The sequence below is a fragment of the Streptomyces sp. NPDC002994 genome (assembly GCF_040611155.1).
Lineage (GTDB): Bacteria > Actinomycetota > Actinomycetes > Streptomycetales > Streptomycetaceae > Streptomyces.
The window spans coordinates 299,629-323,473 of sequence record NZ_JBEXNQ010000004.1; the positions used below are offsets into that span (position 1 = coordinate 299,629).

Annotated in this window: 17 protein-coding genes; 12 read left to right on the forward strand and 5 right to left on the reverse strand. The window is 69.0% G+C overall.

Annotated features, from left to right (window positions below):
• The first annotated feature begins 91 nt into the window (after positions 1–91).
• A complete protein-coding gene (locus ABZX79_RS06955; RefSeq protein ID WP_355252782.1) occupies positions 92–2,158 on the forward strand; it encodes a pectinesterase family protein in 2,067 nt (688 codons plus the stop codon).
• An 11-nt stretch (positions 2,159–2,169) separates the two neighbouring features.
• On the opposite strand, the gene ABZX79_RS06960 is transcribed toward ABZX79_RS06955, so the two are convergent.
• Entirely contained in the window at positions 2,170–3,699 is a 1,530-nt protein-coding gene (locus ABZX79_RS06960; protein ID WP_355252785.1) for an APC family permease, read from the reverse strand.
• A gap of 156 nt (positions 3,700–3,855) precedes the next feature.
• Between ABZX79_RS06960 and ABZX79_RS06965 the strand changes: the two genes are divergently transcribed.
• Positions 3,856–4,695 (forward strand): class I SAM-dependent methyltransferase, encoded by an 840-nt coding sequence (locus ABZX79_RS06965; protein WP_355252788.1) that lies wholly within the window; start codon positions 3,856–3,858, stop codon positions 4,693–4,695.
• Positions 4,696–4,718: 23 nt separating this feature from the next.
• Here the strand turns inward: ABZX79_RS06965 and ABZX79_RS06970 are convergent, their stop codons facing one another.
• A complete protein-coding gene (locus ABZX79_RS06970; protein WP_355252790.1) occupies positions 4,719–5,702 on the reverse strand; it encodes a LacI family DNA-binding transcriptional regulator in 984 nt (327 codons plus the stop codon).
• A 286-nt stretch (positions 5,703–5,988) separates the two neighbouring features.
• On the opposite strand from ABZX79_RS06970, the gene ABZX79_RS06975 reads away from it, so the two are divergent.
• Genes ABZX79_RS06975 through ABZX79_RS06995 form a run of 5 tightly spaced genes read left to right on the forward strand, consistent with a single transcriptional unit; the run spans position 5,989 to position 13,414 of the window.
• Positions 5,989–6,927, forward strand: coding sequence for a sugar ABC transporter permease (locus ABZX79_RS06975; RefSeq protein WP_355252793.1), 939 nt, complete (start codon positions 5,989–5,991; stop codon positions 6,925–6,927).
• 3 nt (positions 6,928–6,930) lie between these two features.
• A complete protein-coding gene (locus ABZX79_RS06980) occupies positions 6,931–7,878 on the forward strand; it encodes a carbohydrate ABC transporter permease (protein ID WP_355252796.1) in 948 nt (315 codons plus the stop codon).
• Between the two features lie 36 nt (positions 7,879–7,914).
• A complete protein-coding gene (locus tag ABZX79_RS06985; RefSeq protein ID WP_355252799.1) occupies positions 7,915–9,255 on the forward strand; it encodes a sugar ABC transporter substrate-binding protein in 1,341 nt (446 codons plus the stop codon).
• A gap of 10 nt (positions 9,256–9,265) precedes the next feature.
• Entirely contained in the window at positions 9,266–11,308 is a 2,043-nt protein-coding gene (locus ABZX79_RS06990) for a beta-galactosidase (protein WP_355252802.1), read from the forward strand.
• Positions 11,309–11,341: 33 nt separating this feature from the next.
• Positions 11,342–13,414: a glycoside hydrolase gene (locus tag ABZX79_RS06995; protein WP_355252805.1), complete on the forward strand. Its 2,073-nt coding sequence runs from the start codon at positions 11,342–11,344 to the stop codon at positions 13,412–13,414.
• 82 nt (positions 13,415–13,496) lie between these two features.
• Here the strand turns inward: ABZX79_RS06995 and ABZX79_RS07000 are convergent, their stop codons facing one another.
• Complete coding sequence (locus ABZX79_RS07000; RefSeq protein WP_355252808.1) at positions 13,497–14,354, reverse strand: hypothetical protein; 858 nt, start codon at positions 14,352–14,354, stop codon at positions 13,497–13,499.
• Between the two features lie 283 nt (positions 14,355–14,637).
• Complete coding sequence (locus ABZX79_RS07005) at positions 14,638–17,985, reverse strand: NACHT domain-containing protein (protein ID WP_355252811.1); 3,348 nt, start codon at positions 17,983–17,985, stop codon at positions 14,638–14,640.
• A gap of 301 nt (positions 17,986–18,286) precedes the next feature.
• Here ABZX79_RS07005 and ABZX79_RS07010 point away from each other — a divergent pair, with 301 nt between their 5' ends.
• From ABZX79_RS07010 to ABZX79_RS07025, 4 genes are read left to right on the forward strand one after another with little or no spacing between them, the layout of a single operon-like run.
• Positions 18,287–19,675, forward strand: a complete 1,389-nt coding sequence (locus tag ABZX79_RS07010) for an MFS transporter (protein WP_355252814.1) — start codon at positions 18,287–18,289, stop codon at positions 19,673–19,675.
• Between the two features lie 29 nt (positions 19,676–19,704).
• Complete coding sequence (locus ABZX79_RS07015) at positions 19,705–20,754, forward strand: aromatic ring-hydroxylating dioxygenase subunit alpha (RefSeq protein ID WP_355252817.1); 1,050 nt, start codon at positions 19,705–19,707, stop codon at positions 20,752–20,754.
• Complete coding sequence (locus tag ABZX79_RS07020) at positions 20,748–20,915, forward strand: hypothetical protein (RefSeq protein ID WP_355252819.1); 168 nt, start codon at positions 20,748–20,750, stop codon at positions 20,913–20,915. Before ABZX79_RS07015 ends, ABZX79_RS07020 begins: the two co-directional genes overlap by 7 nt.
• Positions 20,912–21,889, forward strand: coding sequence for a PDR/VanB family oxidoreductase (locus ABZX79_RS07025; RefSeq protein WP_355252822.1), 978 nt, complete (start codon positions 20,912–20,914; stop codon positions 21,887–21,889). Before ABZX79_RS07020 ends, ABZX79_RS07025 begins: the two co-directional genes overlap by 4 nt.
• A gap of 67 nt (positions 21,890–21,956) precedes the next feature.
• On the opposite strand, the gene ABZX79_RS07030 is transcribed toward ABZX79_RS07025, so the two are convergent.
• Positions 21,957–22,676 carry a transporter substrate-binding domain-containing protein gene (locus tag ABZX79_RS07030; RefSeq protein WP_355252825.1) on the reverse strand — a complete coding sequence of 240 codons (720 nt, stop codon included), beginning with the start codon at positions 22,674–22,676 and terminating at the stop codon, positions 21,957–21,959.
• 456 nt (positions 22,677–23,132) lie between these two features.
• Between ABZX79_RS07030 and ABZX79_RS07035 the strand changes: the two genes are divergently transcribed.
• Positions 23,133–23,816: a CPBP family intramembrane glutamic endopeptidase gene (locus tag ABZX79_RS07035; RefSeq protein WP_355252828.1), complete on the forward strand. Its 684-nt coding sequence runs from the start codon at positions 23,133–23,135 to the stop codon at positions 23,814–23,816.
• Positions 23,817–23,845: the final 29 nt, after the last annotated feature.

The window sequence follows — 23,845 nt, forward strand, 5'->3', positions numbered from 1 at the left end:
TCGCCATTGCGCGACCCCGGCAACCCCTGCACCGTCGGCGGCAACTGCTCTGTGAACCCCATCCCCCCACGTACGGAATGGAAGCGACCGCATGAGCGAGATACACAGAACGGCGCACCGCCGCAACGGGCGCAGGGCTCTGGCGGCCGGTCTCGCCCCGACGCTGGTTGCCGCGGGGCTGCTGGCCTACGGCACGGCCTTCGGGGTGTTCGGCGAGTACGCGCAGCCCCGGGCTGCGGCGGCCACCGCTCCGGCGGCGTGGGCCGACGACGTCGCCGACGGCTTCGCTTCGGTCGACGCGCTGGGACAGAACGGCACGTACGGCGGCCGCGGCGGACGGACGGTGACCGTACGGACCCTCCCCGACCTGGAGAAGTACGCGACCGCGGCCGAGCCGTACGTCATCGTCGTGGCCGGCGCGATCACGATGAACCCCAAGGGCAAGGAGATCAAAGTCGCCTCGGACAAGACGATCGTGGGGTCGGGAACCTCGGGCCAGATCGTCGGCGGCGGCTTCTTCCTCGGCCAGGGCGTCCACAACGTCATCATCCGGAACCTGACGATCCGAGACTCGTACGAGGGCATCTGGAACGACAAGGAACACGACTGGGACGCCATTCAGATGGACGGCGCGCACCACGTGTGGATCGACCACAACAATCTGCGGCACATGGCCGACGGCCTGATCGACGTACGCAAGGACTCCACGTACGTGACGGTGTCCTGGAACAAGCTGAGCGACAACAACAAGACCTTCGGCATCGGCTGGACCGAGAACGTCAAGACGGACATCACGATCCACCACAACTGGCTGCGCGAGAGCGAGCAGCGGAACCCCTCCACCGACAACGCCGCCCACGCGCACCTGTACAACAACTTCCTCGAGGACCCCCCGGACACGGAAATCACCACCTCGTACGGCAACTACGCACGCGGCAGCACGAAGATGGTCCTGGAGAACAGCTACTTCCGGGGCCTGAACAACCCCGTCATCATGGACAGCACCGCCGGCCTGGTCCAGCGCGGCAACGTGTTCTCCCGCACCAGCGGCCGCAACGAGAGCGGCGGCACGGCGTTCGACCCGACGACGTACTACAGCTACACCCTGGACCCGGCGGCGGACGTCCCCGCGCTGCTCAAGTCCGGGGCCGGGCCCCGCAGATCCCTCGGTACGACGACGAGCGCGGCCGGCGCCGGCGCCGCGGCCGCCCTCACGGTGGCCAAGGACGGCAGCGGCCAGTACACGAGCGTGCAGAAGGCCGTCGACGCCGTCCCGGCGGGCAACACCTCACGGGTCGTGATCCAGGTCAAGCCCGGCACGTACCGCGAAATGGTCAAGGTCCCGTCGAACAAGCCGCACATCACGATCCAGGGCACCGGCGTCGGCCGCAAGGACACCGTCATCGTCTACGACAACGCCGCCGGCACTCCGAAGCCCGACGGTTCGGGAACCTACGGCACCAGCGGCAGTGCCACCGTCACCGTGCAGGCCGATGACTTCCAGGCCCGTAACCTCACCGTCTCCAACGACTTCGACGAGGCGAAGAACCAGAACCTGAGCGGACACCAGGCGGTGGCGCTGCGCACCGCCGCCGACCGGGTCCTTCTCGACAGCGTCATTGTCAGCGGTGACCAGGACACACTGCTGCTGGACACTGCTGCCCCGGACAAACTCGGCCGGGTCTACGTCACCAACTCCTACGTCATCGGCAACGTCGACTTCATCTTCGGCCGGGCCACCGCGGTCATCGACAGGTCCGTCATCACCCTGAAGAAGCGCTGGGACGGCAGGTCGGCCGGCTACGTCGCGGCGCCCAGTACCGCCGCCGACCGCAAGGGCTTCCTCATTACCCGCTCGACCGTGAACGGCGACGTGGCCGCGGGGAGCTTCTTCCTCGGCCGCAACTGGCACGCGGGCGGTAACGCCTCCCTCGACCCGCAGGCCACCGTCCGCAACACCACCCTCAGCGCCGCCGTCAAGACCACCCCCTGGTCCGACATGGGCGGCTTCTCCTGGAAGGACGACCGGTTCGCCGAGTACAAGAACACCGGACCCGGCTCCGGCCCCGCCGGCGGCGACCGGCCGCAGCTGACCGACAGCCAGGCCGCCGACCAGGAGACCGCTGACTGGCTCGGCGACTGGACGCCCGGGAACTGAACTCCCTGGCGTCAGTCCTCCATGACAAGAGGCGGCGTCGCCCGGTGCAGCACCTCGCCGCGGAAGAACTCCGGGCTGTGTCGCCGCATCAGCAGCATGATCACGGCGCCGAGGAGCAGCAGCCCCACGCCGATGACGAAGACGCTGCCGATGCCGGCGACCGAGCTGCCGCTGCCGTAGGACGGCTCCCAGGCGTCCCTCAGCGTCCGGAGGAACACGCCGGTGAGCATCAGGCCGCCGAGGCCCGGCAGGAGACCCTTGATCAGGAGGTTCCCCGGCGAGCGCCGCAGCTCGCGGCGGAAGAACCAGACGCAGGCGAAGGCCGTGATCCCGTAATAGAAACTGATCATGAGGCCGAGTGCGAAGACGGTGTCCAGCAGGACGTTCTCACTGACCAGTGTCATCAGCGTGTAGAAGGAGCCGGTGATCACGGCCGCCGTGACGGTGGCGCGGGAGGGGGTTCTGAAGCGCGGATGGACGGCGGCGAACATCGTCGGCAGGGCCTTGTAGGTGCTCATCGCCAGGGCGGTGCGGGCCACCGGGAGGAAGGTGGTCTGAAGGCTGGCGGCGGCGCTGGTCAGGACCGCGACGAAGAGCAGTACGCCGATGCCGGAACCCATGACCGGATAGGCGAGCGCGGCGAAGACGTTGTCCGCGGTGTCCGGGTTGCCGAGCCCGGTCCCCGTGGTGCCGATTCCCGCGTACATCTGGGCGGCGACGGCGATGAGCAGGTACGTACAGACGATGACGACGATGGAGAGCAGCGCGGCGTGACCGGGCGTCCGCTCACTGCCGATGCTCTCCTCATTGACCGTCAGACAGGTGTCCCAGCCCCAGTACATGAACATCGACAGCGTGACGCCGGCGGTGAAGGCGGTGAAGGACTCGACGCCGAACGGGTCCAGCCAGTACCAGGAGAAGTCGAGCGCCCCCTCCGCCTCCCCGGATGTGGAGATCGCCATGACGATGAACAGGGCGAGTACGACCAGTTGCAGGCCGACCAGCACGGACTGGAGCCACTCGGTGACGGTGATACCGCGGTAACTGACGCAGGTGGCGGCGGTGATGAAGGCCAGGGTGGTCAGGATGTGGACGGCTTTGTTGTCGTTGAGTTCAACGACGTCGGGGCTGCCGGTCGCCTCGCCCAGGGAGAGGTAGAAGAACTCCGTGGCCACCCCCGCCAGGTTGGAGAGCACCACGATGGAGGCCATCAGCAGGCCCCACCCGCACATCCAGCCGGTCATCGGGCCGAATGCCTTCACCGACCAGGCGAAGGAGGTGCCGCAGTCGGGCAGCACCTTGTTCAGCTCGCGGTAGGCGAAGGCCACCAGCAGTATCGGCACGAACCCGGCGAGGAAGATTCCGGGCATCCGCAGCCCGGCCTCGCCGACGGTCGGTCCAAGGGTGGCGGTGAGGCTGTAGGCGGGGGCGACGGTGGAGATACCGATCACCGTGCCGCCGAGTAGGCCGAGGGTGTTGCCGCTGAGGCCCTTGGCCTTGAGGTCCTCGCGGTCCCCGGCGTGCGCGGCTCCTTGTTCCATGGCCCCAGCATTCCGTCCAGCGGTGGCGTTCGGCCCGCCGTGCCCACCGTCCGCGTGTCGCGGTCCCTGCGTCCGGCTACTCCATCCCGGTCGAGGTGCCCCTGGTACAGGTCTCTTACCAGGGCCGTAGCCCTCCGTCCTCCTACCTTGGGTGACATGACCGAAACGAACGACACTGTCGAGGCCGACCGCGCGATCAAAACCAAGCACCGCAAGATGTGGGCGCTGGGCGACTATCCGGCCGTGGCCACACAGCTGATCCCGGACCTCGGGCCGGCCCTGGTCCAGGCTTGTGGCGTACGGAGCGGCCAGCGCGTCCTGGACATCGCGGCCGGGTCGGGCAACGCCGCGATCCCCGCCGCCCTGGCCGGTGCGAGCGTCGTGGCGTCCGACCTCACGCCCGAGCTGCTGGAGGCCGGGCGCGAGCTCGCGGCCGAGCACGGCGCGGAGCTGGAGTGGCGGGAAGCCGACGCGGAGGCGCTGCCCTTCGCCGACGACGAGTTCGACACGGTCATGTCGTGCGTGGGGATCATGTTCGCCCCGCATCACCGGGCCGCCGCCGGGGAACTGGTCCGTGTCTGCCGTCCGGGTGGCACCATCGGCATGATCAACTGGACCCCGGAAGGCTTCATCGGCCAGCTGTTCGCCACCATGAAGCCGTACGCTCCCACGCCGCCGCCCGGAGCGCAGCCCCCGCCGCTGTGGGGCCAGGAGGATCACGTCCGCGGCCTCCTCGGCGACCGGGTCACGGACGTCGAAGCGCGTCGGCAGACCGTGCGGGTCGACCGCTTCAGGAAGCCGGAGGACTTCCGGGAGTACTTCAAGACCAACTACGGGCCGACCATCGCCACGTACCGGAACATCGCGGAGGATCCCGACCGGGTCGCCGCGCTCGACCGCGATCTCGACGCACTCGCGCAGCGCCACGGCGGCGGGGCGGACAGTGTCGTCATGGACTGGGAGTACCTGTTGTTCACCGCCCGTAAGCGCGGCTGAGGGGTCGGCTCACGGCCCGCGGGTCAAGGCGGCGGGGCCGTACTCGCGCGCACCACAAGGCGCGTGGGGACGAGCGTGGTGCCTTTTTCTGTCGCATCGTGACGCATCTGCCGCAGGGCGCCCTCGACGCACAGCCTTCCCACTTCCGCGAAGTCCTGGTGAACGGTGGTCAGGGGAGGCAGGAAAGAGCCGGCCTCGGGAATGTCGTCGAAACCGACGACGCTGACGTCTTCCGGCACTTTCCGGCCGCGCTCGTGCAGGGCCCGCAGAAGACCCAGCGCCATCTGGTCGTTGGCGGCGAACACCGCCGTGCAGTCCGCCTCTGCAGCGAGTTCCAGGCCGGCCCGGTAGCCGGACTCCGCCGACCAGTCGCCCCGTACCGGAGGCGGGGGGGTGCGGCCCGCCCCGGTCAGTTCGGCGCGCCAGGCGTCGGTGCGGCGCTGGGCCGCGTAGGACTCCTCGGGACCCGCGAGGTGCCAGACCGTGCGGTGACCGAGGTCGAGCAGATGGCGCACGGCGGTGCGGGTTCCGCCCGCCTGGTCGGTGTCCACCACGGTGTACCGGTCGCCGGCGTCGGAGTCGGCCACGACGACTTGGACGTTCGGCGGCAGGGAGAGGGTCACCGCGTCGAGCAGGTGCACCTCCAGAATGACGATGACGGCGTCCACGGCCAGTTCCCCGAGCCGGGAGAACGCGCCCCGCACCTCGTCCTGCGTGGGGACGGCGACGGGCAGGAGCGTGACCGCGTAGCCCTCGCTCGCCGCGGAGACGGCGATCGCCTCCAGGGTGCGTACGTTGCCCGTGCTGGACAGGCCGAAGGTGATGACGCCGATGGTGCGGAACTCGCCGCGCTTGAGTGCCCGGGCGGCGCTGTTGGGCCGGTAGCCCAACTCCTTCATGGCTGCCAGCACCTGACGCCGGGTCTCTTCCGTCACGCCCGCGTACCCGTTGGACACCCGGGAGACGGTCTGCGAGGAGACCCCGGCCACGCGGGCGACGTCCGCCATGGACGCGCTCTGCGTGCGCCCCGCGGCCCGCTTCCTGGTCCGTGCCCGCACCTGTGGCCCGCTCGCCGAGGCGCTGTCCGCTGTCTCCACCCGTATCCCTCGCTGCCTGCGTCGCGGTTTGCGAACCGACCCTTGACCACCGTCTTCAGGGCAGTGTAGACATGCCGCCATCAGATGTTTACGCAAACATAACAGGGCCGGGGTTCCTTGCGGGGCGAGATGTTTACGTAAACATTGGCGGTGCCACACAACGCCGGGGTTCCGAGATGGACGAGCGAGGAACGACATGACGACGCTGCAACAGCCGGTGGTCGCGAAACGGCGCCCGGCCCGCCCCCCGGCCCCGTCGCCGGCGAAACGGAGCCGCCGCTCCTGGACGGGATGGGGATTCATCGGCCCCTTCGCGGCGGTCTTCGCCCTGGTCTTCCTGGCCCCGATCGGCTACTCCCTCTATCTCAGCCTCTTCCGTGACCAGTTGATCGGCGGCACCACCTTCGTCGGCCTGGACAACTACCAACAGGCCCTCGGCGACGACCAGTTCTGGGCCTCGCTGGGCCGGGTCTCGGCGTTCCTGGCGGTGCAGGTCCCGATCATGCTGCTCATCGCGCTGTTCGTGGCCCTCGCCCTGGACAGCGGACGGCTGTACGGCAAGGACTTCTTCCGGATCTCGATCTTCCTGCCGTACGCCGTACCCGCCGTGGTCGCCACACTGATGTGGGGCTTCATGTACGGCACCCAGTTCGGCCTGGTGGGCGACATCAACGACGCACTCGGTGTCTCCCTGCCCGACCCGCTCTCCACCGGCCTGGTCCTTGCGTCCATCGGCAACATCGTGACGTGGGAGTTCGTCGGCTACAACATGCTGATCTTCTACTCCGCGCTGCGGGTCATCCCGCACTCGCTGTACGAGGCGGCGGAGATCGACGGCGCCGGACAGTTCCGCGTCGTCACGGCCATCAAGCTCCCCGCGATCCGCGGCGCCCTGGTCATCGCGACGATCTTCTCCATCATCGGCAGCTTCCAGCTGTTCAACGAGCCGGTCATCCTCCGCGACCTGGCGCCCAACGCCATCACGACCGACTACACCCCGAACTTCTACACGTACTCGCTGTCCTTCGACGGCCAGCAGCACAACTACTCCGCGACGGTCGCCATCGTCATGGGTCTGATCACGATGGTGATCGCCTATGTCGTCCAGCTGCGCGGCATGCGCAAGGGAGCGTGAACGATGAGCAGCCCCGCCACCACCGCTTCCCTGCCCACTCCCACGACGGCCGGCACACCCGGCTCCGCGCCCCGTCTGCGCGCACCGCGCAAACGGCACTCTCCCGGGCGCCCCCGGCGCAGCGTGCTGCTGACCGTGCTCACCGGCCTGGTCATGCTCTACGCCCTCGTGCCGCTGCTGTGGCTGGTCATCAGCACCACCAAGACGCAGGAGGGACTGGCCGGTTCGTTCGGGCTCTGGTTCGAGGGCGACTTCGCCCTCTGGGACAACATCAGCACGACGTTCACGTACAACGACGGCGTCTTCACCCGCTGGCTCCTCAACACCCTGATGTACGTCGGTCTCGGCGCGGGCGGTGCCACCTTCCTGGCGGTGCTGGGCGGCTACGCGCTGGCGAAGTTCGCCTTCCCCGGCAAACGCGCCGTGTTCGCCGTCGTCATCGGCGCCGTCGCCGTGCCGGGCACCGCGCTGGCCGTGCCCACCTTCCTGATGTTCAGCAACATGGGGCTGACCGACACCCCGTGGGCGGTCATCATCCCCTCGCTCATCTCGCCCTTCGGCCTGTACCTGATGTGGGTCTTCGCCACCGAGGCCATCCCCACCGAACTGATGGAGGCCGCCCGCATCGACGGCGCGGGCGAGGTGCGCACCTTCTTCCAGGTCGGCCTGCCCCTGCTGGCGCCCGGGATGGTGACCGTACTGCTGTTCACGATGGTCGCCACCTGGAACAACTACTTCCTGCCGCTGATCATGCTCAAGGACCCGGACTGGTATCCGCTGACCCTGGGCCTGAACAGCTGGAACGCCCAGGCCGCGACGGCCGGCGGCGAACCCGTCTTCAACCTGGTGATCACCGGCTCGCTGATCACCATCCTGCCGCTGATCGCAGCGTTCCTGCTGCTCCAGAAGTACTGGCAGTCCGGCCTCGCCGCCGGAAGCGTCAAGGAATAGTCCGAAATTCCGCCACGAAGAAGTGGAAGCGCCACCATGCCCATGAACACCCGCCGCCTGCTGCGCGGCATCGGCATCGTCTGCGCCCTCGGCCTGGGGGCGACCGCCTGCGGCGGCTCCGAGGAGGGCGGATCAAGCCAGAAGCAGGTCTCCGCCGAGGACATACAGGCGGCCCTGAAGAAGGGCGGCACGCTCACGGTCTGGGCCTGGGAACCCACGCTGAAGCAGGTCGTCGCCGACTTCGAGGAGAAGTATCCGGCCGTCGACGTCAAGGTCGCCAACGTGGGCACCAACAACGACGCGTACACCGCCCTGTCGAACGCCATCTCGGCGAAGAAGGGTGTCCCCGACGTCGCGCAGATCGAGTACTACGCACTGGGTCAGTACGCACTGACGAAGGGCCTCGACGACCTGGCCCCCTACGGCGCCGACAAGCTGGCCACCAAGTACTCGCCCGGCCCGTGGAACGCCGTCACGTCCGACAAGGCCGTCCACGCCCTGCCGATGGACTCCGGACCCATGGCCATGTTCTACAACAAGAAGGTCTTCGACCAGCACAAGGTCAAGGTGCCGACCACCTGGACCGAGTACGTCGACGCCGCCCGCGACCTGCACAAGGCCGACCCCAAGGTCTACATCGCCAACGACACGGGCGACGCGGGCATGGCCACCAGCATGCTGTGGCAGGCCGGTTCACGCCCCTACACGGTCGACGGCACCAAGGTGAAGATCGACTTCTCCGATGCCGGTGCCAAGAAGTACACCGAGACCTGGCAGAAGCTACTCGACGAGAAGCTGCTCGCGCCCGTCACCGGCTGGACCGACGCCTGGTACAAGGGCCTGGGCGACGGCTCCATCGCGACCCTCACCACCGGCGCCTGGATGCCCGCCAACTTCACCACCGGCGTGAAGAACGCCTCCGGTGACTGGCGCGCCGCGCCGCTGCCGCAGTGGACCGCGGGCGACAGGGCGAGCGCGGAGAACGGCGGCAGCGCCCTGGCCCTGCCCGCGCTCGGCAAGAACAAGGAACTCGCCTACGCCTTCACCGAGTTCGCGAACGCCGGCGAGGGTGTGCAGGCCCGTATCAAGGGCGGCGCCTTCCCGGCGACTACCGCGGACCTCCAGTCGGACGCGTTCCAGAACACCGAGTTCCCCTACTTCGGCGGGCAGAAGGCCAACAAGATCTTCGCCGAGTCGGCCGCGAACGTCGCCGACGACTGGTCCTACCTGCCGTACCAGGTCTATGCGAACTCGATCTTCAACAACACCGTCGGCAAGGCCTACGTCTCCAGCACCACGCTCTCCCAGGGCCTCAAGTCCTGGCAGGACGCCTCCGTCAAGTACGGCAACGAGCAAGGCTTCACCGTTGAGAAGTAAAGGGACCGCCATGATCTCCACCCTTCTGTCCCAGCCGAACGGGCCGGACGGTGACTCAGCCCCACGCCTCGCGTACGGCGCGGACTACAACCCCGAGCAGTGGCCGCGCGAGGTGTGGGAGGAAGACGTCCGGCTGATGCGCGAGGCCGGCGTCAACATCGTCTCCCTGGGGATCTTCTCCTGGGCACGCATCCAGCCGGCCGAGGACGTGTGGGACTTCGCATGGCTCGACGACGTCATGGACGTCCTGCACGCGGGCGACATCGGCGTCGACCTGGCCACCGCCACCGCGTCCCCGCCACCCTGGCTCACCACGGCGCACCCGGAGATCCTCCCGGTGACCGCCTCCGGCGAGACGCTGTGGCCGGGCGCGCGGCAGCACTGGCGCCCCACGTCGCCGGTCTTCCGCACGCACGCGCTGCGCCTGGTGCGGCAGATGGCCGAGCGGTACGCCGGCCACCCCGCCCTGGTCGCCTGGCACGTCTCCAATGAGCTGGGCTGCCACAACATCTACGACTATTCCGACGATGCCGCCGTCGCCTTCCGGGCCTGGCTGCGCGCCCGCTACACCACCATCAACACCCTCAACCACGCCTGGGGTACGGCATTCTGGTCGCAGCGCTACAGCGACTGGGACCAGATCCTGCCGCCCCGGCTGGCCGCGTCCCACCCGAACCCCACACAGCAACTGGACTTCAAGCGCTTCTCCTCCGACGCGCTCAAGGCGTACCTGCGCGCGGAACGGGACGTACTGCGAGAGATCACGCCGACCGTGCCCATCACCACGAACTTCATGGTGATGGGCGGCACCAAGGGCATGAACTACGCCGACTGGGCGGGCGAGATCGACTTCGTGTCCAACGACCACTACGTCCACCCCGGCCCGCAGGCCCGGGACGAACTGTCCTTCTCGGCCAACCTCACCAGCGCGATCGCCGGCGGTCGCCCGTGGTTCCTCATGGAACACTCCACCAGCGCCGTCAACTGGCAGCCCGTCAACCTGCCCAAGGACCAGGGCGACCTCGTCCGCGACTCCCTGCTGCACGTCGCGCACGGCGCCGACGCCGTGTGCTTCTTCCAGTGGCGCCAGTCGGCGGCCGGCGCCGAGAAGTACCACTCGGCGATGGTGCCGCACGCCGGAGCCGACAGCGACCTCTTCCGGGCGGTGACCGGCCTCGGGCGCACCCTTCAGGCGCTGGCACCGGTCGCGGGGAGTGAGCGGGAGCCGGCGCGGGTGGGGATCGTATTCGACTGGGAGTCGTGGTGGGCGAGCGAGCAGGACTCCCACCCCACCTCCCGGCTCGACTATCACCAGGAGGCCCTCGACTGGTACTCGGCTCTCCTCACCCTCGGCGTACGGGCCGATGTCATCACCACCAAGGCCGACCTCGACCGGTACCACGTGCTGATCACACCTGTGCTGCACGTGATCCCCGCCCCACTGGCCAAGGAACTCACGCGGTACGTCGAGAACGGCGGCCACCTGATCACCACGTACTTCTCCGGTGTCGTCGACGAGAACGACCACATCTGGCTCGGCGGCTATCCGGGCGCTCTGCGCGACCTGCTGGGCATCCGCATCGAGGAGTTCGGTCCGCTGCTCGCCGAGGACACCGTCGAGCTGGACGACGCGAGCACGGGCACGCTGTGGACCGACCGGATCACCGTCACCGACCCGGAGGTGGAGGTACTCGCCCACTACGGCACCGGTGCGTACGCCGGCCGCCCCGCCATCACCCGGCGCGCCGCGGGCCGGGGTTCGGCCTCGTACGTCTCCACCCGGCTGGGAACGGACGGCCTCGCCGGCCTGCTGCCGAAGCTTCTGGCCACCGCCGGCGTGGAGAGCGAGCTGCCGGGCCCCGCACGTGGACACGTCGAGCAGGTTGTACGCCGCAGCGCCGACAGCCGGTACCTGTTCCTGGTCAACCGGACCGACGAGCCGGTGCCGCTGCCCGGCCTCACCGGGGAAATCCTGGTCGGCCGGGCGGACGCCGACGGCGCCCTGCTTCTGGCGCCCAGGGAGGTCGCCGTACTGCGACAGCCCGCCCTCTGACACCCACCCCACCACGAGTTGGGAGCACACACGATGGCACGCCGTACCCGCAAGCGACGACTCCTAGGGGTCATCGGCATCACCGCCCTGGCCACCGGGGCCTCACTGGTCACTGTCCCGCAGCAGGACGCGCAGGCCCAGAGCGCGGCAGCGGTCCCTTCCGTGACCGTCCGGCCCGATCCCTCCTACGCGCACGAGAGATTCCAGGGCTGGGGCACCAGCCTGGTCTGGTTCGCCAACGCCACCGGCGACTACCCCGAGGAGATACGCCGGAAGCTGGCCGACCTCCTCTTCGGCGACGACGGCCTCGCCCTGAACATCGCCCGCTACAACATCGGCGGCGGTAACGCCCCCGACGTCAAGGACTACCTCCGGGCCGGGGGAGCGGTCGAAGGCTGGTGGAAGGCCCCGGCGGGCACCACCCGCGAAGACACCGACTGGTGGAGCGCCGAGGACCCGGCCGACTGGAATCCGAAGGCCGACGCCACTCAGCGCTGGTGGGTGGACCGGATCAAGAACGACATCGACCACTGGGAGACGTTCAGCAACTCACCGCCGTGGTTCATGACCGACAGCGGTTACGTCTCCGGCGGTTTCAACTCCTCCACCGACCAGCTCAAGACCGAGTCCGTCGACGACTTCGCCGCCTACCTCGCGGGCGCGACCGAGCGGCTGGAGAAGGCTCACGGCATCAAGGTCGACACGCTCGACCCGTTCAACGAACCCAACACCGACTACTGGGGGACCCGCCTGGGAGCCGACGGCCAACCGGTCGGCGGCCGCCAGGAAGGGGCCCATATAGGCCCCGGACTTCAGCAGAAGGTGCTCACCGCGCTGGCCCCGGCGCTGGAGAAGTCCCGTACCGACGCGAAGATCTCCGCGATGGACGAGACCAACCCCAACATCTTCGCGCAGAACTGGAACAGCTACCCCCAGGAAGTGCGCGACCTCGTCGACCAGATGAACGTCCACACCTATGGCACCGCCGGCCGCACCTCCGTGCGTGACCTGGCCAAGGCGGTTGACAAGCCGCTGTGGATGAGCGAGGTCGAGGGCGACTGGGGCGACGGGCAGAGCTTCACGGACATGAGGCCGGGCCTCGGTCTGGCCCAGCGCATGGTCGACGACCTGCGTGAACTCGAGCCCAAGGCCTGGGTGTTCTGGCAGCCCGTCGAGGACTACGACAACATGAAGCCCGGCGGGGAGTCGGCCAAGGGCGGCAACTGGGGGAGCATCCAGCTCCCGTTCAGCTGCACCGCGAAGGACACTCTCGCCACCTGTCCCATCCGTACCAACACGAAGTTCGACACGGCGCGCAACTTCACCCACTACATCAAGCCCGGTGACCGGCTGATCAACGTCGACGACACCTCCAGTGCCGCCGCGGTCTCCAAGAAGGGCGATGCGGCGACGGTCGTCCACGTCAACAGCACCACCGAGATCCGTACGGTCACGGTGGATCTGTCGAAGTTCGGCCACATCACCCGCAACGCCACGGTCACGCCCGTCGTGACCAGCGCCGAAGGCAAGCTCGAACGGCACCGGGCCGTCGCGGTCAGCGACCGGAAGGCCACCTTCACCGTGCCCGCCCAGTCCGTGACCTCCTTCGTCGTCAAGGGCGTCTCCGGGGTCGCGAACGACGCCGCTCTGCTGCGGAAGGACCACACGTACCAACTGACCGGCGTCCAGAGCGGCAAGGCACTCACCACCGCCGACAACGGCACGAGCCTCGTCATCAAGACCGCGAGCACGGGAGCGGCCACCACCGGCCAGCAGTGGCAGGTGCGGCAGATCAGCGGTGACACCGGCAACCAGAAGCGGTACGTGTTCACCAACCCGGCGGAAGGAAAGCGCCTGGCCGCCCGCGACGGAGCCCCGGTGCTGGAGCCTGACAGCGGCCCCCGCGACAAGGCCACCCAGTGGATCATGTCGACGACCGGCGACGGCACCTGGACCCTCGTCAACGCCGCCACCGGAAGACTGCTCGAGGTCGGCGGCCAGGCCACGCACGACGGAGCGGCGGTCACGCTGTGGACGCCGAACTCCGGCTCCAACCAGCGCTGGAAGGTGTCCGACGTAACGGCCCACACCGTCTCCCAGCCGTAGCCACTCAGGCACACACCCCGGCCCGGCACACGTCTGTGTCTCCGCCGACCACGGCGGAGACAGAGACGTCGCTGGGCCCCCGCTACGGGTTGGTGGTGACCTCGAAGCCCCCGCCATAGATGTTGGCGGAGTCGGCGGCGTCCCGGGCACGGAGGTCGGCGAGGATGTTCGCCGAGCTGGTGTAGACGTAGGGCGGCACACCAAGGATGCGCGCCTTGGTTATACCGGCCCAAGGGCCCTCGGCCTGGCCCCCGTTGGCCTCGGAAGGATACTCGCTGCCCGGCACGTGCCAGATGGCTGGGCCGCCCGAGTCGCCCGCCTTGTGCGGGGCGTGGGACTGGTAGACGCCGCGCGAGTTGTTCGTGATGCGCCCGTACCACACACCCAACTGGCCGGACACGACAAGCTCATTGTTGTTGAAGAGCCCGGCACCGAGCAGGCGCTCATTGTCGAGCGCGGGCTTCGGGGCGTTCGGGCTGACAGTGCCACCGGGGACTTTCACCATGCCGTTCTGCTTCAGATACGGCCCCTGTGAGGAGAGCGTCACCTCAGGGACCAGCTCGATGATCATGTAGTCCTTGGTTTCGTGCCCCGTCATCGAACCCTCGGCGCTCTTGAAGTACCGCATGTACCCGATCGGGCCGAACGCGAAGTCCTGGCGGTCATAGACGGGCAAGGTGTTCTCGTGGATCTCGCGGTCCACATAGTCCGCGCCACCGGCACAGTGGCCCGCCGAGACGGCTATCTTGCGCCCATAGTCGTCCGTACCCACCGCACCGATCGTGCAGAAGGCGTCGGGGGAGGAGGGGTGGGCGAACTGCATGGAGTTGTAGACGCGCTTCGTCGGCTCGTCCGCCCGGTCCTGGGCCTGAGCCGTCCCCACCCCCATGGTCGCGGTGTCCACCAGGGCTGCGACGAAGGTGCACAGTCGTCCGAGCATGCGTGATCCTGTCTGTCGGGGCCGCAAGGGCCCACGGTGAGGGCCGGCGGCTCATGATGACATTGGTGACGGCTTGCTCAGCTCTCCAACTGGCCGAACTAACACCTCCGTTGTGCTCGCTGTCAGTGGGTCAGGCCCTCTCCCACGACGTTTTCTTCGAGAAGCCCCGAAGTGACAAGATGGCCGGTTCCTCATCTCCTGACGACGCGCGCCCGCACACCGCCAAAGGGCCGGTGCCTCACGGGAGAGAACCCAGGAAGCAGCTGTACGGATACCGGTGCGGTCATCTGGGCCGGGCGTTGTTCTGTGCCCGTTCCCCCATGCGCTCCCAGAATCGCCTCAGCTCGGTGACGTCTGTGCGCCGCTGCCAGCGGGCCTGGCGACGGAAGAGCGACCGCGACAGTTGCGTGGACTGCGCGCGGCAGAAGGCCTCGCTCAGCTCGACCCGGTGGCTGTCCATGCCCTTGGGCGGGTACGGGCACAGTTCGTAGGCGCAGTCGTCCCGGCAGTTGGAGCCCGCCTGCGACGCGGCTGTACGTACGACCGTACGACCGGGGTCGAGCGGTGCGCGGTCCCGGGTGAGGCACGGCGGCAAGTCCGGCCGGCTCGTGTGCTGCAGGCGCCGTAGCCGGTCTTTGGGCCAGTCGCCCCGCTCGGCGAGGTTGAGCAGCAGGAGGACATCGGCGAGGAGCTGCTGGGCGCGCGGGTGCAGGGAACTCCAGCCGGTGGAGGGCGGAATCCACAGCTGGTGCTTGCGCGCTTCGCCCCGTGGGGCCGTCTGGGAGCCGACGTGGGCGGCGACTCCTGACTCGTCGATCCAGAGGAACCGCTCCGGCTGCCGGGTCTCCATGGCCCATACACACAACTCGGCGGCCGCCTCGACGAAGGGGTGCTGCGGCTCGCCGTCCGGGAGAGCGAGCCACTGCCGGACCTGTTCGGCGGGATCGGAGCCGTGTCCCTGCGCGGGCTGTGTCACCGTGACCCCGTCGGGCAGCGCCCAGAGGGTCAGCGCGTGCAGCAGCGTGAGCCGGGTGAACCAGAACCGGGTGCGCTTGAGCATGTCCCAGGCCTGCCCGCTGAGGTACTCACGGGCCTCGGGCCGGGCATGCGGATGGCGGTGGCGGCGGTTCGCCGCGTACTTGAAACCTTGAGCCAGAGCCACCTCCACGGTGAGGTCGAGAGCGGGCGCGCCGGCCCCGTCCGGAGCGCCGACCCGCCGCACCCAGCCCTCAAGGAACTCGTACGGCGTGTTCTGGTGGCGATGCGTGGTGACGGATCCCACGAGCAGGGGGACGAGCCACGCGCACATGGTGTCGTCCCGCCATCTCTGCTCCTCGTCCTCGCGCTCCTTCTCCTCCCGTTTGCGTTCCTCCCGCCGTCGCTCCTCGCGCTCTTTCGACTCCCGTTTTGTGCGGGCGATGTCACCTTCGGCCCGGCGGTGTCTCCTGTGCTCCTCTTCCGCGACGGCCTCCGGCTGCTGGCCCACCCACAGCTCCTCCATCCAGTCCGGATCGCGCTCCATTCGCGGTTCCTGGGCACCCTGCGGCCCGCGCAGCCTGGCCTGGAGCACCGCGAAGGCGCTGTCGCCGCCCGCCCCGATCTCCTGCGCGATGGCGACCCGGATGGGGTACGACGGCTCCAGGCGCGCGATCTCGAACAGCACCAGATAGGCGGGTTGCAGCGTGCGCCTGCGGGCGACGCCGCGCATCGCCTCGCCGAAGCGGGACACCACCAGTGCCTTGGCGACGCGCAGGGTGTGCGGATCGCGTGCGCTCAGGTCCGGCCAGGCAGTGGCCAGCCGCATGGCGATCAGGTGCTGCTGCGGTGCGGCATCGACGCTGTCGATCTCCAAGGCCGCCGCGTACAGCTCCAGCGCCTTGGCGTGCAGCGTGCGGCCGAGGAGCCGCTGGGCGGCGTCCGAGACGAGGCCTTCCGGAGCGTGCAAGCCGGGGGAGAGCGCCCGGTGGTCCCGGTCCGTCTGTGCCTGGCTCGCCGCGTTCAGCAGGAGGTCGCGGGCCGCGGACACCGGGCACCACGGCTCCCCGTCGCCGTGCGCCTCCTCGTGGAGGCACGAGCCTTCGGGCGTACGGGAGTAGAGCACCATGGCGATCAGCAGTTCCCGGCCCGGCTTCTGGAGCGCTGCGGGGAACATGGCAACGGCCCGTCGCTTCCTCGGGAAGTCCGGATGAATCACGGCGTTCATGAACCGGGCGCCGAGGTGAGCCTGGATCACGCTGTGCTGGAAGCGGACCCGGTCCCCGCCGAGCTCCAGCAGCCCCATCCGCATACCCCAGTGTGCGGCGAGGCGAAGGTCCAGCCGACTGCCCTCGACCCTTCTGTCCAACTCCAGCAGGATCTCGGGAAAGCGGGGACGTGAGGGATCCTGCTCGTCCATGACGTCGCTGAAGCGCACCTCGGAGGAGTCCGTGGCCAGCCCGACGCAGGCGATCGCCGACAGGTAGTGGATGACCGCCCTCCGCTCCTCCTGGTTGATGGGCAGTTCGGGGCGGAAGCGCCCGCCGATCAGGGCGTTGATCCAGGTGTCGAGCAAATGGAACCGCAGCGCCGCCCGGTCTCCGCCGCGCGTCTCCACGGCCTCCTCCTCTGACTGGCCGGTGAGGGCGCGTTCCAACAGCCCTTCGTCGTGGAGTTCGGCGGCGATCTGGAGATAGGTGGGCGCCTCGGCGATGCCGGCCTTCTCGACGATCCAGTCCAGCCGCTGCCGGTCCTCCCAGGCGCTGCCCGAGGAGATGTACGTGAGGGCCGCCTCCTCGCTCAGCGGTTCCAGGTCGGTGAGGGACGCCTCCATCCCCCTCAGCGAGTCGTGCGGACGTGAGGTGATGATGAGCGGCAGCCGCTCCTCGTTCGCCCGGCGGATCGCCAGCCGGATGATGGTGTCGCGCTCCTCCGCCAGCTCCGGAGCGGTCAGTGCCTCCTCCAGACCGTCCGCGAGTACGACGATCCGTCCTTGCTGGCACAGCCGCCGCCACACCTTCTCCGCCTCGGCGTCGGAACGGATGTGCCCCTGCACCTCACGGGAGAACCGTTCGAACGCCAGCTTTCGGAAGTCGAGTTCTTTCTCGGCACTCCGAAGCCGCAGCGGCACAGCGACGGCGTTGCGCCGGGCGAGCTCCTGCGTCAGCAGTACGACCAGCGCCGTCTTGCCGGTGCCGACGCCGCCGACCACGACGTGCGTACGGCGGAACCGGCTGTCCCGCTGGTCCTCCATGAGGATTTCGCAAAGCTGGTCACGTCCCACAACCTTGCCGAAGATCCCGCCCGCCGTCTCCACGAGCTCGTGCGGCTGCTCCCTGGCCTTCTTGAGATACGCCGTGCGCACACGGGTGAACCGGAAGAAGAGGTACGCGACGGTGGCGAGGGCGAGGGTGAGAAATGGCATGACGACCGTCTGGAGGACGCCACAGGAGAGCTGACTCTTCCCGCAGTGCCTGTCAGCCCACCTGATGGGCGACCAGAACTCCCTGTCCGCCCCCTCCGCCAGGGTGACCACGGCCGTGACCGCCAGGAACAGCAGGATCAGCGCGCCCAAGAAGGTCAGTACGAGCAACGGGACGTACGACCCACGCTTGCGGACCCGCCACTTCCGGGCGTGGTTGTATCCCTGCTGCATCAGCCGACGCGAAGCACCCCTGTCAACGTTCACCCGTCACTGATTCCGTGTCAGCGTGGCGCCCCACCGACATTCACCCACCCGGCGCATCACCCGGGTGCCACCCTCCGACTGAACCGCCTGAACCTCAGCTCCCGCCCATAAGTTTCCCGGCATCCGGAAAAGACCCTGGTGACCCGGTCCGGCCGGCCGCACGATGGTCCGCACCGGTCGACGCCCGGGCCCCGGTCCGCCGGGGCCGCACCTGCCGGGTGTACGGAGGCGTCGACGATCACCACGCAGTCGACAACGGAGTGCTGCCATGGTCCTGCCATCCTCTTCCCCCGCACCGAGACAGGGGCCCGGCTCCCTGCGCGCCGCCCTGGACGAGGGGCCGATGAGCCGCTTCCAGTGGGGCGCGATCGCGGTGTGCGTACTGCTCAACATGCTGGACGGATTCGACGTACTCGTCATGGCCTTCACTGGCAAAGCCGTGTCGTCGGAGTGGGCGCTCAGCCCCTCCCAACTGGGGCTGCTGCTCAGCGCCGGCCTCGTCGGCATGGCGCTGGGCGCGATGTTCGTCGCCCCGTGGGCCGACCGGATCGGCCGCCGCCCGGTCATCCTCGGCTGCCTGGCGGTGGCCGCCGTCGGGATGCTGCTCTCCTCGGTCAGCCAGTCGCCCGTCCAGCTCGGAGCGCTGCGTGTGCTCACCGGAGTCGGCATCGGCGGCGTCCTGGCCGGCAGCAACGTCATCGCCGGCGAGTACGCCTCCCGCCGCTGGCGCGGGCTCGCCGTCAGCCTCAACTCCACCGGGTACGCGATCGGCGCCACCGTCGGCGGACTGCTGGCCGTCGGCATGATCGGGGAATTCGGCTGGCGCTCGGTCTTCCTGACCGGCGGTCTGGCCACGGCTGTCGCCGTCCCGCTGGCCTTCTTCTGGCTGCCGGAGTCGGTGGACTTCCTGGCCTCCCGCAGGCCCAAGCACGCCCTGGAGAGGATCAACGTACTGGCCCGGCGCATGGGGCAACCGCCGCTGGAGACCCTGCCCGAGCCCACCGCCGTACCATCCGGAATCGGGGCCGGATTCCGCGAGCTGCTCTCTCCCGCGCTGCGCCGCTCGACGCTCCTGCTGTGGTCCGCGTTCTTCCTGGCCATGGCCGGCTTCTACTTCGTGACCAGCTGGACGCCGACCCTGCTGGTCGAGGCCGGCCTGTCCGGCACCCAGGGCCTCACCGGCGGGACCCTGATCAACCTCGGCGGCATCTTCGGCGCCGCCGTGCTCGGAGTGCTCGCCGCCCGCTTCGCGCTCCGCTCCGTACTCATGGCGTACCTGATCACCACGGCCGTGATGCTGGCGGCCTTCATCGCCTCGACCTCCTCGCTCGGGGCGGCCTTCGCCCTCGGCGCCGTGATCGGCCTGTTCGCCAACGGCTCCGTCGCCGGGCTGTACGCCCTCACCCCGGCGACGTACGGCGCAGGGATCCGGGCCACCGGACTCGGCAGCGCCCTCGCGATCGGCCGCATCGGCGCGATCCTCGCTCCGACCGTCGCGGGCGGCCTCCTCGACAGCGGCTGGACCCCGCAGGACCTCTACCTGGCCGTCAGCGTGATCTACGTCGCCACCGCGGCCCTCCTCCTGCTGCTGCGCCCCGCCACGGCACCGGGCACGGAGCCGGCCATCGGGACGCCGGCCGCAGGCACCGCGCACTGAACCCCCGCCCACAGACCCCAAGGATGATCATGACCGCTTTCGTACGCGATCAGTGGTACGTCGCCGCCTACGGCCGCGAGGTCGGGCGCGAACTGCTCGGACGCACCGTGCTGGGTGAGCCGATCCTCCTGTACCGCACCGAGGACGGCCTGGCGGTGGCGATGTCCGAGCGCTGTGTGCACCGCCGCTTCCCGCTGTCGCAGGCGCCGAGCCGGCTGGACGGCGACCGGGTGGTGTGCGGCTACCACGGCTTCACCTACGGCCCCGACGGCGGCTGTGTCTTCGTGCCCGGCCAGCAGCGCGTCCCGCGCACCGCGCGGCTGCAGACCTACCCGGTGGTCGAGCAGGACTCCTTCGTGTGGGTGTGGATAGGCGACCGCGAACCCGGTGACACCGTGCCGCCCCGCGCCCCCTGGATGGACTCGCCCGCGTACACCGTCGTGTCCGGCATGGAGCCGATCGACGGCGACTACGGGCTGCTCGTCGACAACCTCATGGACCTGTCCCACGAGACGTACCTGCACGGCGGTTACATCGGCACACCGGAGGTGGCCGAGACGCCCATCACCACCGAGGTCGACGACAAGGCCGGCATCGTCTACGTCAGCCGCCACATGGACGACGCCGAGTGCCCGCCCTTCTACGCGAAGTCCACGGGCATCGAGGGCCGGATCACCCGCTGGCAGGACGTCGAGTACCACGCACCCTGCCTCTACTTGCTCCACTCGCGCATCGCTCCCGTCGGCGCTCCCGGTCCCAATCCGGACGGCAGCGACCCCCATGCCTTCCACGTGGAGGTCGTCTACGGCATTACCCCGTCGACGGAGAAGTCGACGTACGACTTCTGGGCCGTGGCGCGCGACTTCGCCCTCGACGACCAGGAGGTGACCGAATTCCTGCGCAGCAACAACCACACGGTGGTGATGCAGGACGTCGTGGCCCTCAACGTGCTGCAGAAGTCCCTGGACACCGAGAAGCCCGGCTACCAGGAGCTGAGCATCAACATCGACACCGGCGGCCTCGCCGCCCGCCGTATTCTCGCCCGCATGGCGCAGGCGGCGCTCACCCCGCCGTGCTGACCGGCGAAGGCGTCTTCCGCATCCACTGGGTGCTGGGCACCGACCGGCTGCTGGCTGTCTGCCACTGCGGCGCCGAGCGGGAGTTCGAGGACCCGGTGGAGCTGTGGGACTGGCTGCTGGGCCACCCCGAGGGCCACAGAAATGTGAGGGAAGAACTGTGACCACCGTGATCCCCCCGCGCACTGCGGCTGAGGTCGAACTCGAACTGATCCTGGCGCGCAAGGAGATCCTCGCCGAGGGCGTCGCACTGCTGACGCTCGCGCACACCGACGGCTCGCCCCTGCCCGAGTGGAGCCCCGGCGCACACATCGACCTGCTGCTCGGACCCGGCCTGGTGCGGCAGTACTCGCTCTGCTCGGACCCGGCTGACCGCTCCCGGTGGCACGTCGCGGTCTTGTACGAACCGGACAGCCGGGGCGGCTCCCAGTGGGTCCACGAGCGCCTGCACGAGGGGGCCGAGGTGCGGGTGCGTGGACCGCGCAATCACTTCGCGCTGGAACCGTCCCCCCGTTACCTGTTCATCGCGGGTGGCATCGGCATCACCCCGGTCCTGCCCATGGTCGCCGAGGCCCAGCGCCAAGGGGCTGAGTGGCAGCTGGCCTACGGGGGCCGCAGCCGCCGGACCATGGCCTTTCGCGAGCATCTGGAGGCGGCGTACGGAGAGCGGGTTTCCGTACGCCCCCAGGAGGAATTCGGCGTGCTCGACCTGGACGCGCTGCTGGCCGGCCCGGAGCGGGACACGTTGGTCTACTGCTGCGGCCCCGAAGGCCTGCTGAAGGCCGTCGAACAGCGCTGCCGCGACTGGCCGTCCGGCGTACTGCACGTTGAGCGGTTCGCGCCCAAGGACCTCGGCCCGCAGGGTCAGGACGAGGCCTTCGAGGTTGAACTGGCCCGGAGCGGCATCACGGTGAGCGTCCCACCGGACAAGTCGGTCCTCCAAGCTGTCGAGGACGCCGGCGTGCAGGTGCTGTCCTCCTGCCAGGAGGGCACCTGCGGGACCTGCGAGACCGCAGTGCTCGACGGGGTCGTTGACCACCGCGACTCCCTGCTCACCCCGGCCGAGCAGGCAGCGGACGACACCATGTTCATCTGCGTCTCACGCGCGGCCTGCCCCCGCCTCGTCCTGGACCTGTGAGGGTCACGCCCGGGACCCCTGAACGGAGCCGGCCGGGCCGATCAGGCACCCTGTTCAGCGGGCGTGCCTACGTGGGCGGGGCAACGAGGGCGTCGGACTGATTCGCGCGACGAAGCGCCTCGGCAATGAATCCGCCGGCTTTCAGTTCCTCGACGAGGTCGCTGAGGAACTTGACGGTCTCGGGACGTCGGGTTCTGGTCGTGCCCACCGCCTGCTGGATCTGCATGAACCGGCCCTCGATCAGCCGCAGTTCGGGATGCGTCGCGACGAACTCGGTCATCGGCTGCCTGATGCCGGCCGCGACCTCCAGGCCCTGAGCGCGGAACACGTCGACACCTTCCTCTCCGCGCACAATGCTCGCGTGCCGAAGGGTGCGGGAGAGGAAGAGGTCGTAGGCGGACCCACGCTTCACGCCGATACGCACGCCTGCGCAGTCGACCTCAGCGGGCGTGGTGAAGGCTGAGTCGCGAGGCACGGCGAACACGCCCTCGATCACGACATACGGTGCGGTGAAGGCAACTTCAGCCTCACGTGCGGGCTCGATGGCCAGGAAGCACATGTCGGCCCGGCCCGCTGTCATCGCCTCGTACGACTTCCGCGCCGCGTCGAAGCAGAGGAGTTCCACCGGCACGCCCAGCCGCGCGCCGACCTCACGCGCGATGTCGACCGTGACGCCGGTCGGTGCCGTCGGTGTGCCCTGAGCCAGTACCGGATTACCCAGATTGATGGAGACCCGCAACGCACCACTCGGCGCCAGGTCCTTGGTGATGGCAGCAGTCACGATCATGGAGGGAGTGTAGGCCAGTCGGCGGGCTGTGCCGTTTTGCGGCTATGCCGAGCTTCACTTGGCGGCAGTTGCCGCCGGTGCATATCGGGTACGGCAGGCCAGGGACGGGGGATGCGCTGATCCGTGCCGCAGCAGTGGGCACCCTCACAGGTCTTGGCCACCGCACTTCACCGGGCGCCCTTCGCAAACGAGTGGCCGGGCACTCGCAGAAAGCGCGGGCAGAGCCACACGCCGGGCGGGACCTCGTCTGCCCGGGCCCCGCGCCAGGTCTCGGACAGGTCAGATGTGCGAGAGGCGGAGCCCTCGGGGATGTGCTCACGCCCCTTAGCGACGCGTGACCAGCACCGACGGTTGCTGTGGCTCGCTGGGAGCGTGCCATCTCCGGAACTGGGGCCTGACGCCGTCCGGCGCGTTGTGCGGGGGACCGCCACTGGTTTCGGTGATCCTGGTACGACGATGCGGATCACTCTCGTCATCGCGGTTCTTGCTGCCGTACAGGTGTGGGGCAATCGGCTCGGTGCCGACTGGTACGTCCCCCTCTGCGTCGCCACGGCCGCCGTTCTCCTGCTGATCGCCCGGTGGGACGGCCTCGGCTGGGCGGACCTCGGCCTCGGGGCCGGCGGTGCCCGTCGGGGACTGCGCTGGGGACTGGTCCTGGTCGGTGCCGTCATCGTGGTCTATCTGCTGGGTCTGGCCGTGCCGTTCACCCGGGAGGCCTTCCTGGACGAACGCGCTGCGGGACTCACCCCGGAACAGCTGTTGTTCCGTGTGCTGGTCCGCGTACCGCTCGGCACCGTGCTGCTCGAGGAGATCGCGTTCCGGGGAGTGGTGTGGGCCATGGTCGAGCGGCGGCGGGGACACATCTGGGCCACCGCCGCGTCCTCGGTGCTCTTCGGGCTCTGGCACGTGGCGCCCGCGCGGGGACTCACGCGCGCGAACGCGGCTGCCGAGGCGATCTTCGGCACGGGGACGACCGGCGTCGCCCTGTCCGTCGCAGCAGCGGTGGTCGGCACCGCCCTCGCCGGCGTGTTCTTCTGCGAACTCCGCCGCCGCTCCGGCAGTCTCATCCCACCCGTCGCGCTGCACTGCGCCCTCAACAGCGCCGGCTACGCGCTCGCCTGGGCCGTCGCCCGCTGGTGAGGCGCGGCGGCCGCCGTGGCCGGTTGCGC